Source organism: Niallia sp. HCP3S3_B10 (genome assembly GCF_052064465.1).
Taxonomy (GTDB): domain Bacteria; phylum Bacillota; class Bacilli; order Bacillales; family Cytobacillaceae; genus Niallia; species Niallia hominis.
Map to the genome: position 1 here is coordinate 17842 of NZ_JBQHVO010000064.1, position 13006 is coordinate 30847.

At 35.5% G+C, this 13006-nt stretch carries 14 protein-coding genes and 2 pseudogenes; 5 read left to right on the plus strand and 11 right to left on the minus strand.

Annotated elements, in window-relative coordinates; genetic code table 11:
• Positions 1 to 486 precede the first annotated feature (486 nt).
• The 9 genes and pseudogenes from ACTNDN_RS20540 to ACTNDN_RS20580 form a co-directional block, all read right to left on the minus strand.
• Entirely contained in the window at positions 487 to 1740 is a 1254-nt protein-coding gene (locus tag ACTNDN_RS20540) for a YeeE/YedE family protein (protein WP_441131999.1), read from the minus strand.
• A gap of 179 nt (positions 1741 to 1919) precedes the next feature.
• A complete protein-coding gene (gene wrbA / locus ACTNDN_RS20545; protein ID WP_031537923.1) occupies positions 1920 to 2531 on the minus strand; it encodes an NAD(P)H:quinone oxidoreductase in 612 nt (203 codons plus the stop codon).
• Positions 2532 to 2715: 184 nt separating this feature from the next.
• Positions 2716 to 3327, minus strand: a complete 612-nt coding sequence (locus ACTNDN_RS20550; RefSeq protein ID WP_031537924.1) for an alpha/beta hydrolase — start codon at positions 3325 to 3327, stop codon at positions 2716 to 2718.
• Positions 3324 to 4287, minus strand: a pseudogene (locus tag ACTNDN_RS20555) (ring-cleaving dioxygenase). The gene ACTNDN_RS20550 and the pseudogene ACTNDN_RS20555 overlap by 4 nt, the downstream one beginning before the upstream one ends.
• Positions 4288 to 4296: 9 nt before the next feature.
• Entirely contained in the window at positions 4297 to 4908 is a 612-nt protein-coding gene (locus tag ACTNDN_RS20560) for a flavin reductase family protein (protein WP_031537926.1), read from the minus strand.
• Between the two features lie 22 nt (positions 4909 to 4930).
• Positions 4931 to 5869 (minus strand): ring-cleaving dioxygenase, encoded by a 939-nt coding sequence (locus ACTNDN_RS20565; protein ID WP_441132002.1) that lies wholly within the window; start codon positions 5867 to 5869, stop codon positions 4931 to 4933.
• Positions 5870 to 6003: 134 nt separating this feature from the next.
• Positions 6004 to 6459 (minus strand): MarR family winged helix-turn-helix transcriptional regulator, encoded by a 456-nt coding sequence (locus ACTNDN_RS20570; protein WP_251629878.1) that lies wholly within the window; start codon positions 6457 to 6459, stop codon positions 6004 to 6006.
• 251 nt (positions 6460 to 6710) lie between these two features.
• The gene (locus ACTNDN_RS20575) at positions 6711 to 7148 is read right to left on the minus strand and encodes a hypothetical protein (RefSeq protein WP_311298645.1); all 438 of its coding nucleotides are present in this window, start codon (positions 7146 to 7148) and stop codon (positions 6711 to 6713) included.
• A gap of 791 nt (positions 7149 to 7939) precedes the next feature.
• The gene (locus tag ACTNDN_RS20580; protein ID WP_109769024.1) at positions 7940 to 8074 is read right to left on the minus strand and encodes a YuzL family protein; all 135 of its coding nucleotides are present in this window, start codon (positions 8072 to 8074) and stop codon (positions 7940 to 7942) included.
• A 197-nt stretch (positions 8075 to 8271) separates the two neighbouring features.
• Here ACTNDN_RS20580 and ACTNDN_RS20585 point away from each other — a divergent pair, with 197 nt between their 5' ends.
• The 5 genes from ACTNDN_RS20585 (at position 8272) to ACTNDN_RS20605 (ending at position 10442) form a co-directional block, all read left to right on the plus strand.
• The gene (locus ACTNDN_RS20585) at positions 8272 to 8532 is read left to right on the plus strand and encodes a DUF4190 domain-containing protein (protein WP_031537930.1); all 261 of its coding nucleotides are present in this window, start codon (positions 8272 to 8274) and stop codon (positions 8530 to 8532) included.
• A 287-nt stretch (positions 8533 to 8819) separates the two neighbouring features.
• Positions 8820 to 9455: a pentapeptide repeat-containing protein gene (locus ACTNDN_RS20590; RefSeq protein ID WP_251629875.1), complete on the plus strand. Its 636-nt coding sequence runs from the start codon at positions 8820 to 8822 to the stop codon at positions 9453 to 9455.
• Positions 9456 to 9520: 65 nt separating this feature from the next.
• On the plus strand, positions 9521 to 9682 hold the full coding sequence (locus ACTNDN_RS20595; RefSeq protein ID WP_081836649.1) for a helix-turn-helix domain-containing protein: 162 nt from the start codon (positions 9521 to 9523) through the stop codon (positions 9680 to 9682).
• A 65-nt stretch (positions 9683 to 9747) separates the two neighbouring features.
• A complete protein-coding gene (locus ACTNDN_RS20600) occupies positions 9748 to 10164 on the plus strand; it encodes a hypothetical protein (RefSeq protein ID WP_251629874.1) in 417 nt (138 codons plus the stop codon).
• A 32-nt stretch (positions 10165 to 10196) separates the two neighbouring features.
• Positions 10197 to 10442, plus strand: coding sequence for an indolepyruvate ferredoxin oxidoreductase subunit alpha (locus ACTNDN_RS20605; protein WP_031537933.1), 246 nt, complete (start codon positions 10197 to 10199; stop codon positions 10440 to 10442).
• 187 nt (positions 10443 to 10629) lie between these two features.
• On the opposite strand, the gene ACTNDN_RS20610 is transcribed toward ACTNDN_RS20605, so the two are convergent.
• On the minus strand, positions 10630 to 11019 hold the full coding sequence (locus ACTNDN_RS20610; RefSeq protein WP_031537934.1) for a hypothetical protein: 390 nt from the start codon (positions 11017 to 11019) through the stop codon (positions 10630 to 10632).
• Between the two features lie 339 nt (positions 11020 to 11358).
• Positions 11359 to 12729: pseudogene (locus tag ACTNDN_RS20615) on the minus strand (glycoside hydrolase family 1 protein); the annotation flags it as partial.
• Positions 12730 to 13006 lie beyond the last annotated feature (277 nt).

The window sequence follows — 13006 nt, forward strand, 5'->3', positions numbered from 1 at the left end:
TTGACCGTAAATGGAGCTAATCGAATCACCACTCTATTTGTCAACTATTCTCCCTTATTGTAGAAACTCTCTATTAATCTACTATTAAGTGTTTGTAAAAAACAAAAAATATTTTCCCTTTAAATGACACCCCCTAATCCTTCTATCAACAACTGTGAAAATTTAATACATATAAATAGTAGTTTTCATTAACTAGTATAAAAAATTATTAAATCATTATCTATGCATTAAATAGACTTTTCTGAAAATGAATAAAAAGGCCCTGCTTTAAATCATTAAATTAAAGCAACAGGACAAAAAAAGAGTGAAACTATTTATACTAATCTTTTCCGTAAAAAAAAGATTACTAGTTGATAGGTTCACTCTATTATTTATTTAGTTTTGTCCAAGGATTAAAACTCTCTAGCGAATACATCGACATGATCAGACAATTCTACCTTTAACTAAAAAAATAGGCACCAACAAAGTTGATACCTACTTTTTTTATTAACAGAATGAATCCTTTGATTTTGGTACAGAGAGTCCAAATAATGGGCGGAGGTATAAGGCTACGAACGTTCCAGCTAATGCTAGAATACCCCAAACATAACCATGTACGCTGAATGATGCGATACCGCCAAAATACGCACCAACGTTACAGCCAAATGCTAAACGTGAGCCATATCCCATTAGTAAACCACCAATAATCGATGCAAGCACATTTCCAAGTGTCACTTTTGAAAATTTAAATAATCCACCTGCAGCTGATGCTAAAAAGGCACCAAGGATTACTCCAAAATTAAGGATTGTAGTTGAATCTGCAAAAATAGATGCTTCTAGAGCTTGTGCATTTCCTTGCCAGAATCCCCAGCTTGCTACATCCATTCCAAAGAATTGCGCTACTTTTGAACCCCATAAAGCAAATGCAGACGTAATTCCCCATGGTGTGCCACGAGTCATTAATGTTAATGCGTTAAGTACAGCTAACACGATTGCTGCTGCAAATAATGGCCAAGAACCGCGGAAAATACGTTTCCAGCCTGTTGTTGTTGGCAGTGGGGCCATTTTTGGTGCTTTTCTTTTTCTTTCCACAACCAATGTAATCCATGCAATGAATCCAAATAAGATAATAGATACAAGCCAAGCTCCACCATAGCCAAGACCTGTTGATGTTGCTAATGAAATCGGTGCAAAAGATGGTAGATCTTCTGTCCAAAAAGACAGATGAGCTGCCCCAATCGTTGAACCAATAATAAAGAATAATAGTGTTACGAACGCAACAGAACGTCCCCCACCTACTGCATACAAGGTACCGGATGCACATCCGCCACCAAGCTGCATACCAATACCAAACATGAAGGCACCGACAATAAGACTCACACCAACTGGTGATACATAACCTGTTGCTCCAGTTCCAAAGAATGAAATGCCGTATGCTAAGATTGGTGCAAATAACGATACTGCCACTGCTAGCATTAACATATGTGCACGCAATGCTTGCCCATTACCAACTGATGCAAGTCTGCGAAATGCTGATGTGAAACCAAAACGAGCATGAAACAATGTATAACCAAGTAAAAGACCTAAAATTAATAATATAGGCTGCATACTCTTTTGTGTCATTATTAAGTAGACTAATAGAATTGCTGCAACAATAAGTCCACCGATAATTAAAGGCATCTGTGGAGCCTTTAATCCTTTTTGATGTTCAGGTAGACTCTTTGCATTTTGAGTCGATTGAACGTTTGCTGAAGTTGCCACCCCAAAACACCCTTTCCCCATTTATATAGTCGGAATTACTTTTTTTATCATAAAGTTATTTTAAGGTAGTGTCAATATAAAAATCCTCCTTTTTTTATTTTTATAAAAATAAAGCCTTTTCATCCATATAAAAAACCAGAAGTCATTACTCCTGGTTTCTTCCTATTATTCTTTTTTCATTATTGATTTCCTTTTTTAACCCATTCTGCAACTGTAACAGTACGTTTTGCTTGGTGTTTTACAGCTCCTTGAACGTCTTCAATCATTTTACCGTCTTGTCCAACTGTTACACTTGTTCCATATGGATTTCCACCTGCTCCGAAAAGAACTGGATCTGTGTAACCTGGAGTAGCAATAATCGCACCCCAATGCATCATAGAAGTATATAGAGACAATAATGTTGCTTCTTGACCACCATGTGGATTTTGCGCAGAAGTCATCGCACTCACTACTTTGTTAACCGTTTTTCCTGTTGCCCATAATCCACCTTGTAAATCAATGAATTGCTTCATTTGAGATGGCATTGTGCCAAATCGTGTAGGAACGCTGAAAATAATGGCATCTGCCCATTCAATATCTTCTGATGATGCAACAGGTACGTCTTTTGTTGCGTCTACTGTTGCTTTCCATACTTCATTGCTGTCGATAACAGATTGTGGAGCTAATTCTTGTACTTTTACTACCTTCACTTCTGCTCCTGCTTCTTTTGCTCCTTCTGCTGCCCATTGTGCTAGTTGATAGTTTGTTCCACCCATACTATAAAAAACGACTGCTACTTTAACATTTGACATACTTTCCATCTCCTTTGATTTTCCGAATAATTTATTTAATATCCCCATAAGTACACCTGCTTTTATTTAGTAAAGGAAACTTATAAGAACCACCTCCATTGAAAGGATATTTCAATGTTAGCTGTTCTTCTTATTCCCTATTATATGAAATTTATGATTATTTTTTTCTTTTAACTAGATTAGATTAGCTATTAATAAATGTAGCATACCATTTAGCAGCTGCTTCTACTTCTTGTGCTGTTAATTGGTGACCTCTATTTTCCCAATGCATTTCTACATTAGCGTTGGCAGCGGCTAGCAATGATTGTAACTCTGTTGATTCTTCTGGTGAACAAATTGGATCATTTGTTCCTGCTGCAATAAATACTCCTTTTCCTGTTAAATCAGGAAGAGTAATTCCTCTTCTCGGAACCATTGGATGATGAAGAATGGCTGCTTTTAATGCATCCTGATAATGGAATAATAAGCTTGCTGCAATATTAGCACCATTAGAATAACCAATTGCAATAACATTGGCTCTGTCAAATTCATATTTTTCGGCAGCTTCATCCAGAAATTCATTTAATTCTTTTGTGCGAAAAATCAAATCCTCTTCATCAAAGATACCTTCTGCTAAACGCTTAAAGAAACGTGGCATGCCGTTTTCTAAAATATTTCCGCGGACACTTAGCACGGAAGCACCATCATCAATCATCCCAGCAAGAGGCAATAAATCTAATTCTGTTCCCCCTGTACCATGCAACATCAATAATGTTGGCTTTTGTGGATCTTTTCCTTTATTGAAAATATGTTTCATTCTTTCTCCTCCTCTAGAATTTTAACTTGTACATTAGGCAAAGAAGCTGTAAGCTCTTCTCTTTTTTCCTCTAGCCAATCAGGTAGCATAAGCTTCTCCCCTAGATTGCTTAATGGCTCGTCTACAGCAAATCCAGGTCCATCTGTAGCTATTTCAAAGAGTATGCCGCCCTCTTCATGAAAATATAATGCTTTAAAATAGTTTCGGTCTTTAAGCTCAGTTGGATAATACCCCTTTTCTACTAGAAGAGCCCTCCATTGCTGAAGCTCTTGTTCATCTTTTGCACGCCAAGCAATATGATGGATCGTGCCTGCTCCCATGAGACCGCGAACGGTTGGTGATAATCTGATATCAATCATATTACCTATATGTGATTCAGATGAAAAACGCAGATACTCAGCGTCTTCTCCAACACATGTAAAACCTAATATATTTTCAAGCACTTCTGCAGTTTTATTTGGTTGAGCAGAATGTAACGTTGCCCCGCCAAATCCCTTAATTGCAACAGAGGAATGAATATCGCCGATTTTCCAATTATTTAGTGGACCTTCCTTTCGTTCAACTAATTCGATAAGAAGACCATCTGGATCAGCAAACTGCAAATACTTTTCGCCGAATCTACTGTAATTCTCCACTTTCACTCCAAAAATGTTGAAGTCGACTTTCCCAAAAACCACTAGAACCAACTGGTATAACATAGCTTGTAACACCAACTTGCCCTGTGCCAATTCTGCCCTTCAACTGTTTTTCCCATGGAAAGAAGGTGATGACAGTGCCTGGATTGCCAGTTTCATTCCCAAAATATAGATGGTACACTTCTGGTCGATCAAAATTAATTGTTTTTTTCACTAATCTTAATCCAAGAATACTTGCATAAAAATCAATATTTCTTTGTCCATCATTCACCATAGCTGTAATGTGATGAATCCCTGCTGATATTAGCAACCCTATCCTCTCCATTCAAAGAAATTATTTTGGTCTTTCTTTTGTGAAGATTTCTCCAATTTTTGCATAATCATTTCCTGCTAATCTGCTGACAGCACCTAATCCTCTTGGATTAATTCTACCGTCCTCGTAAATTTCTTCCTCGATATGGTATTGCACCACTCTTCCGATAAGAAAATCACAGCCAGGCTGGGCATTTTTATCCCCCAATTCTAATGCGTGCTCTAGCACGCATTCCAAGCGGATTTTTGCTTCTTTGATGCCAGGCACATTGATTTTTCTGCTTTCCATTGGTGTTAGGCTAGCCAATTCTATCTCACTTTCAGTTGGTGAAAGGGATGCTGCCGTTTGATTAATCTGTCCGACATTTTGGTCATCCACAATATGAATAACAAATTCCTTTTTGTTTACTATATTTCTCGCAGTATCCTTCTGTTTTCCATTAGAGCGTTGAATAGATACAGACACCATAGGAGGTTGAGAAGACACAATATTAAAGTAGCTAAAAGGAGCTCCATTTAAAACGCCCTCTTCAGATAAGCTAGTAACAAAGGCAATTGGCCTTGGAATGATGCTTCCGATTAAAAATTTATAATTATCTCTTTCTGAAATCGTATTCGGATCTATGGCACGCATTAAAGAATCATCCTTTACAAAGTTAATCGAGAATTCTTACTTCAACTGGTATTAATCTTCGTTCTAACTGTTCTCTATATTGCTCATATTGACTTGGCAACATTAAATTTTCTCCCATTGTTTCTTGAGATTCATCAATTGCAAATCCTGGAGGGTCTGTTGCAATTTCAAAAAGAATTTCCCCATGCTCTCTTAAATAGATTGCATTAAAATAATTTCGGTCTTGAACTGGTGTAACTTGATATCCATTTGCCGAAACATGTTTTTGCCAATCTAATTGATCCTCATCATCCACTGCTCTAAAGGCAATATGGTGCACGGTTCCAACACCCATCGAGCCACTTCTACCTGCTGTTATTTTAAGATCAATCACATTTCCAATATCGCTGAAAGAACGAAATCTAATATATTCTCCTTCTTCTCCAACCTTTTCAAATCCCATTACCTTTTCTAAAACTTCCGCTGTCTTATCTGGTTGCTTGGATAAAAGTGTAGCACCGCCAAACCCTTTAATTGCATACTCAGGCATTATCTCGCCAAACTGCCAGCTATTGTTTTTCCCTTCTTCTCTTCCCACAATTTCTAGCAATAATCCATGAGGATCCGTAAACGCTAAATATTCTTCTCCGAAACGCTCTGTTTTGGTAAAAGGAATAGCAAACTTTTCTAATCGATTTTCCCAAAATGGAAGTGCGCCTTTTGGAACAACATAAGAGGTTACTCCAACTTGGCCATCTCCAATTACACCTTGGTGTGCACCAACCCATGGGAAGAAAGTAATTATCGTTCCAGGGTTTCCTCCTTCATCTCCAAAATATAAATGATAGGTTCCTGGGTCATCAAAGTTTACGGTTTGTTTTACTAAACGTAAGCCCAGTACTCCTGCATAAAAATCGACATTTTCTTGTGGATGGCCTACGATTGCTGTAATATGGTGAATTCCACTTGTTTTTTTCGTCATTTCCATTCACTCCCATTCTTTTATTTATTCTGCTTTATTCTTAATATTAGATAATAGATGAAAAATCATTTGTGCATTTTTATAAAATATAATGAATTAAAGTATTATTAATTCGAGATATTAGTTTAAAAAAATTACAGGCTTTGCGCGTGGATGCCTAATTTTTTTAGCTGTTCAATCAGCAATTCTTTTTCTTTAATTTCCAGTCCGCCACATATCTCTCTCATTGCTGCCTTATGCTTTGGAAAGACTTTGTCCATCAGTTCCGTTCCTTCTTCGGTAATAACGGCATATGTTATTCGGCGATCTTTAGGACATGGCTTTCTTCTTATTAATTTTTTATTCTCTAATTTATCAACAACATAAGTAATACTACTACTTGCAATCAGTACCTTCTCACCAATCTTTTGAATAGGCTGATCTCCTTTGCTGTAAATTAATTCAAGAACAGAAAACTCTGTAGGATTTAATCCAAGACATTTTATATCTTCTTCTACTCGTTTCTTAATCGATTGCAAAGCTCTCGATAAAACGACAAATACCTTTAAAGATAAATCTTCATCATATGTTAATAATTCTTTATTATCCATGATAATCTCCCTTTCAATTATCTTGAATTCGAGATAATTATATAACATCAGAATAGTATGTGTCAACCATGATAACCTATCTATATATTTTCTCTTAGAAGTAAGAAACCATACCCTACTTAAGCAATTAGTTTACATATAAAAAGCCGATTGGTTTTTATTAAAACCGACCGGCTGTAAGAATTTAAGAAGGATTAACAAGCTCTGCTTTCTGTGCCTGCTTTGCATGTAATTTTTCATCGCAAATCTAGCTATTGGCTGTGCAATAATAACTCAATCCAAAATGCTACCCCAAAGTCCCTAAACCAATTGTGAAAGAAATTCTGAAAAGGTTCAAGGCTTATTTGTTTAGTACCAACCCAATTACCGATAATGGTAAGAAGAATGGATAAAACCGTAACATTCATTACAATGTTTAATAACACTCTTGCATTAAATCCATCTGTTTTTCCAACGAATTTTGGCATCACTTTTCCAACTATTGGCCCCGCAACAAATCTTACTAACAGCATAACGATAATCCACATAAACGGAATGACCTTCAAGGTTTCCAAGTAATTTTCCTTACTAAAACCTAATTGAAGCCCCATAATAACCGGTGCAATAGTGTTAACTGAAATAATTGAAATAATTAACATAAATATGATGCCTTCTTTTGGATTTTGAGGCAGTCTATCTTCCTTATACATATTTTTACCCTCCGAAAATAATTAATATTTCAGATGGCAGACGTATCATGCGACATATATTTTTGGCCAGTTAAACTATACCAATATCTCTACACACAGATTTTTTAATTCTATCACGATATCACATGAATTCTTGTCTTGAAAAATATTAGTATTTGTGAGCAAAATAGGACTTTGTTTTTTATAGATGGTGGTTGGTGTGTTTGGGTTATATATTTGGTTTTTGGATCATATCTGCTTGGTTTTGGATCATTTATTTTGTTTTTGGATCATATCCACCTCTCTTTGGATTATTTATTGGTTTTGGATCATATCCACTTTCCTTTGGATCATTTATTTTGTTTTTGGATCATATCCGCCTTCCTTTGGACCATTTATTTGGTTTTTGGATCATATCTGCTTGGTTTTGGATCATTTATTGGTTTTGGATCATATCCACCTGCCTTTGGATTATTTATGTAATTTTCGGATCATATCTGCCTCCCTTCGGATCATTTATTTCGTTTTTGGATCATATCCACCTGCCTTTGGATCATTTATGTAATTTTCGGATCATATCTTCCTCCCTTCGGATCATTTATTTCGCTTTTGGATCATATCCACCTCTCTTTGGATCATTTATGTAATTTTCGGATCATATCCACCTGCCTTTCAATCATACAGCTCAATCCTGCATCAATTTTCAATTAGCGATAGACATAAACCGTGCCAATACTAAACTCTAACTAACATCTAAACGAAAATACAAAAAACAGGTGGAATTGCTTCCACCTGTTTGCTCTCGTTACTAATCATGAAGACTTCTTTTGTTTTTTTCGAGAAGAATCTGCCTTTGCTCTTCCCGTTTCCTTTGTAGTTGTCCCTTGTCCTTCCGGTTGAGTGGATCCTAAACCAATTGTTGATGGATCTGCTTTTCTGTTTGACATACTTATTCACCTCCATTGACTAGTTTTCCTTGAATAATCCAAGTTATGTGAACCATTGTAGAAAGAACTCCTGAAACATTATTTGCAGTTATTCGTATTACTTTACATAAGCATGAAACATACGCTTTCCTTTGCATGGAAAATGTCAGTTAAGAATAATTAAACAAGTAATAGATAAAAAGGAGTGTGAGCATGCCATGAATAATCGAACAAATACTAGTTCAGTCATTTCGTTAACGTTCGGTATTTTATCGTTATTCATTCCCTTCATTGGTCTTATCTTAGGAATAATTAGCATCGTCTATTGGAGAAAAGCAGTTAATGAAATCAACAAAACGAATGAAATTGGGAGAGGTTTTGCAACAGCTGGTTTAATATGTAGTGTAATCGGGATTGTTTTCCAACTTTTAACTATATTAGGTATTGTTGCGTTCTTTTCAGTGGCTATTTCGGGATGAAAATTTTTTGTAAAGCTCTCCCATTACGGAGAGCTTTTTTGAAAGTATATTTTGCATTAATTCCTATTTTTGGCTGTTTGGATCATATCTGCGTTTTTTAGATCATTTCCTTTCTCTCTTAAGAATAAATAAAGCTAAAATAGTCCATTTCTACTTCCGATTATATCCTCACCCCCTCTAGCGACGTTATACTTGTACATAAATCCCCAAAAAAATACAGTCTTTAAATTAAATCCATCTTTTCATATAGTTATCACACAGGAATCTAAATGGGGAGGGGTAATTATATGAAAATAGAAACACCAAAAATTCCAACTGAATTACCTTCAAAGAATTTTCACGACATATTATATGAGGAAGATCTAGAGCTAGAAATGTGCCAGATTCAGCATTCGATTTTTAATGATGAAGTATTAAATAAAGTGCGATTATCTAAAATGGTGCTGAAAAATTGCAAATTTATCAACACTGATTTTTCTGGTATTGAAATGACAGATGTTGCATTTGAAAACTGTGATTTTTCTAATGCGAAAATGAACATTTCTTCTATACACAAGTGTACATTCCGCAATTGCAAATTATTAGGTGTCGATTTTACAGATTCTCGGTTTGGAAATGTTCAATTTATGGATTCTTTACTGAATTTAGCAGCATTCGGTAGTTCTAAATTAGAAAAAGTTCAGTTTCAAGATTCATCAATAGAATCATCTGATTATTACGACTGTATCTTTAAAAAGGTTGAGTTTAAAGCATGCATGATGGACGGGGCGAATTTTGAAAGAACCTCTCTTAATGGAGTCGACATAAGCACATCCACTTTCCAATCACTCGTAGTATCTCCATCAGATTTACGTGGCTGTAAGGTTTCTACTTATCAAGCTATTCAATTTTCCGCTCTATTAGGATTGGAAATCATTGACTGAGTACGGAATACAGAAAAAGCTAGCAAGTCTGACTTCCTAGCTTTTTTATCATTACGAATGGCTACATTCAAACATTATCTTCACAGGCTTGTTATCAGTTAGAGAATAGTCAACAGCCAATTGGCGAAATTGCATGGAACTGTGGGTACAATAATTTGCGATCTTTTCATCGTAATTTGAAAAAGATCACTCGCTTTTCGCCTAGAAAATATCGAGAGCACTCCTAAGAACATGTATATTATGCTAATTTTATGTACATTTTATAGATACAATGCTTAAAGGTGGGATCTCTATGGAAAACGCCTCAAAAAGGTTGCAAATATTGATGGGCGACACGTTACAAATCCTTGATCATATGAAAGTAGATGCAGACAAAGATACGATGCTTCAGCAAGTAAAAAATGATTTACAAGAACAGAATAACCGAATGGAAAATCTGACACAATCAGACGAAGAAATCATCAACACTGCGATTTCCATGACACAAAGCTTGGATAGAATAAACAATCTAGTCCAACAATTAGAAGCAAGTTTAATGGAGGATTATCAAGCATCAACGGGGGGCATTGATGAATATCAACATATGTCCATTGATGAGCAAAGGGAACAGCCCGAAAGCTATCATGATAAGATTGATTACTTAAGTGCCGTAAAGATCCGAGAAAATATAAATCGAATGAATGAAGTACTACTCAGCATAAGATCTTAATAATATTTATAAATGGAGAGAGGGGAAATTCCATGCCATTCGTTATAACTTCACCATGTATGCATGAAAAAGCAGGCGATTGTGTAGATGTTTGTCCTGTAGATTGTATTGCAAAGGGAGAAGATCAATTTTATATTGACCCAGATATTTGTATTGATTGTGGTGCATGTGAAGCAGTATGTCCTGTTTCCGCCATTTACCATGAAGAAGAAGTGCCACCAGAAGAACAGCCCTATATCCAAAAGGCAATTGATTTTTACAAAACATATGAAGGATGACAAGAAACAAATCAACTACATTTTAGTTGATTTCTTTCTCGTCATCCTTTTTTCCGTTTGAAAAGAATTGATTGATTTCAGTACCTCGATTTTACCATTTTCAAAAATACGAAAAACCTTGCCAGAATACTTCTAACAAGGCTCTTCATTAAATCTTTGTATTCGGTCAAGCATCAGATTAAAGAGCTTAAGCTCCCTCTTTTTCGATGTTAGCATCTATCTCTTCTTTTAACTTATTTACTTCATCTTCAATTTCAGCTGGGATATATTTTGATTTATTCAAATAGGTTTGACTTAATGAATAATCTGGAACAGCTTTGAAAGCATTTGCTAGGAAATAAAAGTTCACTTGTGCATCACTAGCAAAGCCAATTGTTTCATCAATAATGGTTTGATAGTCGCCTTTTTCTAATAAGCTAATATATTTCTTATCTTCTTCTGTTAATTCTTTAGCTTTTGTTTCTTCGTTTGCATTACTTTCTTCTTTTACTACTTCTTCCTTTTTCTCATCTGCTGCATTTCCACATCCTGCAAGTAAGAATAAGAACGCTACCATAAATAGAGAAAGATATCTCATTTAAAACCTCTCCTTATATACATATAATATAATTATTATTCTAAAAAATGTTATTACTTATGTAACCTATGTAGATACTTAAATAAAAGATAGAATCATATCATTTCTTAGATTGTTTTGTATTAATAGAAAACTTAGAATATTATTCATCTTCCGCTGAAAAATGTTCTAAAGAATCACTCACAAAGATGCTTGACTGGAACATTTTAGCACACTCTTTTTATTATATCAATATATTATGATTTGTTTATTAATTCTAAAAAATCAATTATTTTTTCCAAAAAATAAAAAATAGTACTCCTTCATAAAAGAAAGAAGCACTATTTTTAATTTCAAATTCTATAACGCTTGGCCGTTAGTAGAAATCACCTGTTTGTACCAGTCAAACGATTTTTTCTTTGTTCTTTTTAATGTCCCATTACCATAATCATCTTGGTCTACATAGATAAATCCGTATCGTTTAGACATTTCAGAGGTACCAGCAGAAATTAGGTCGATGCATCCCCAGCTTGTGTAGCCGATTAAATCAACTCCATCTTTGATTGCCTCTTTCATCTGCTCAATATGCGCTGGCATATAGGCAATGCGATAATCATCATTAATAGAGCCATCGTCTTCCACCTCATCATATGCTCCTAATCCATTTTCCACGATAAATAATGGCACTTGATAGCGATCATACATTTTCTTTAACGTGATGCGTAATCCTTTCGGGTCAATCTGCCATCCCCAATCAGATGATTCTAAATACGGGTTTTTAATTCCAGAGAAGAAGTTCCCTTTTTCCTTTAACTTATCTGGTGCTCCACTCGCAACCATTGACATGTAGTAGCTAAATGATAGGAAGTCTACTGTATGTTGTAAAAGCAGTTCCTCATCTCCTGGCAGCATATCAATCTGAATATCATTTTTCTCAAAGTAGCTTAGCATAAAGCTTGGATAGTATCCGCGCACTTGAACATCTGTGAAAAATAAATTCTTCTGATCCTCTTCCAAGGCTGCTAATACATCATCTGGATTACATGTTTCGGGATAGACTTCCATTCGTGCTAGCATACAACCAATCTGGGCATTTGAAATAATCTCATGACATGCTTTTACCGCTCTTGAACTCGCTACAAATTGATGATGAAGAGCTTGATAAATGGCTTGTTCCTTATTTTCTACCTCATAAATTAAAATACCACTTCCAATGTAAGGAGAAAGAGTTGAGATATTAATTTCATTAAACGTTAACCAATATTTCACCTTATCTTTATAGCGGTTAAAGACAGTCTCTGCATAATGAACAAAGAAGTCTACTAAACGACGATCCAGCCATCCATTGTATTTTTGCACAAGATTCAATGGAATTTCATAATGTGATAGCGTCACTAATGGCTCAATTCCATATTTAGCTAACTCGTCAAATACTTTATCATAAAAGGCTAAGCCCTCTTCATTTGGTTCTAAGTCGTCCCCATTCGGAAAAATACGTGGCTAAGAAATAGACATACGGAAAGTTTTAAAGCCCATCTCTGCAAAAAGAGCGATGTCTTCTTTGTAGCGATGATAAAAATCAATCCCGCGACGTTTTGGAAAGTTATCTCCCTCTTCACCAGCTAATAGTGCTTCTAATTCAGCTTTGCTTTTGACATCCATCTCGATATCATTGCCACGTTCTTCTTTTGGAACGAATGTAACCATATCAAAGATAGATAAGCCTTTCCCCCCTTATAGCCAACTCTTTTTTGATAGACGGGAATATAGTAGAATTCGGCTCTTTCGAACAACTTATGCACAGACCACATTCCTATGTGCATTTCTTAGCATGATTAGGAAGAAAATCAGAACTAATATTTATTTAAGAATGGCAATCATATGCTCTTTTTTTATTGATTTAAGGGTCCCTTCATTGTATGAGTAAAATGTTTGTGGGAGAATAAATATCCTTTTTGTCTAGTTGGGGGACGAGTCCCCCAACTAGACAAAAAGGCCACCAAGCGAG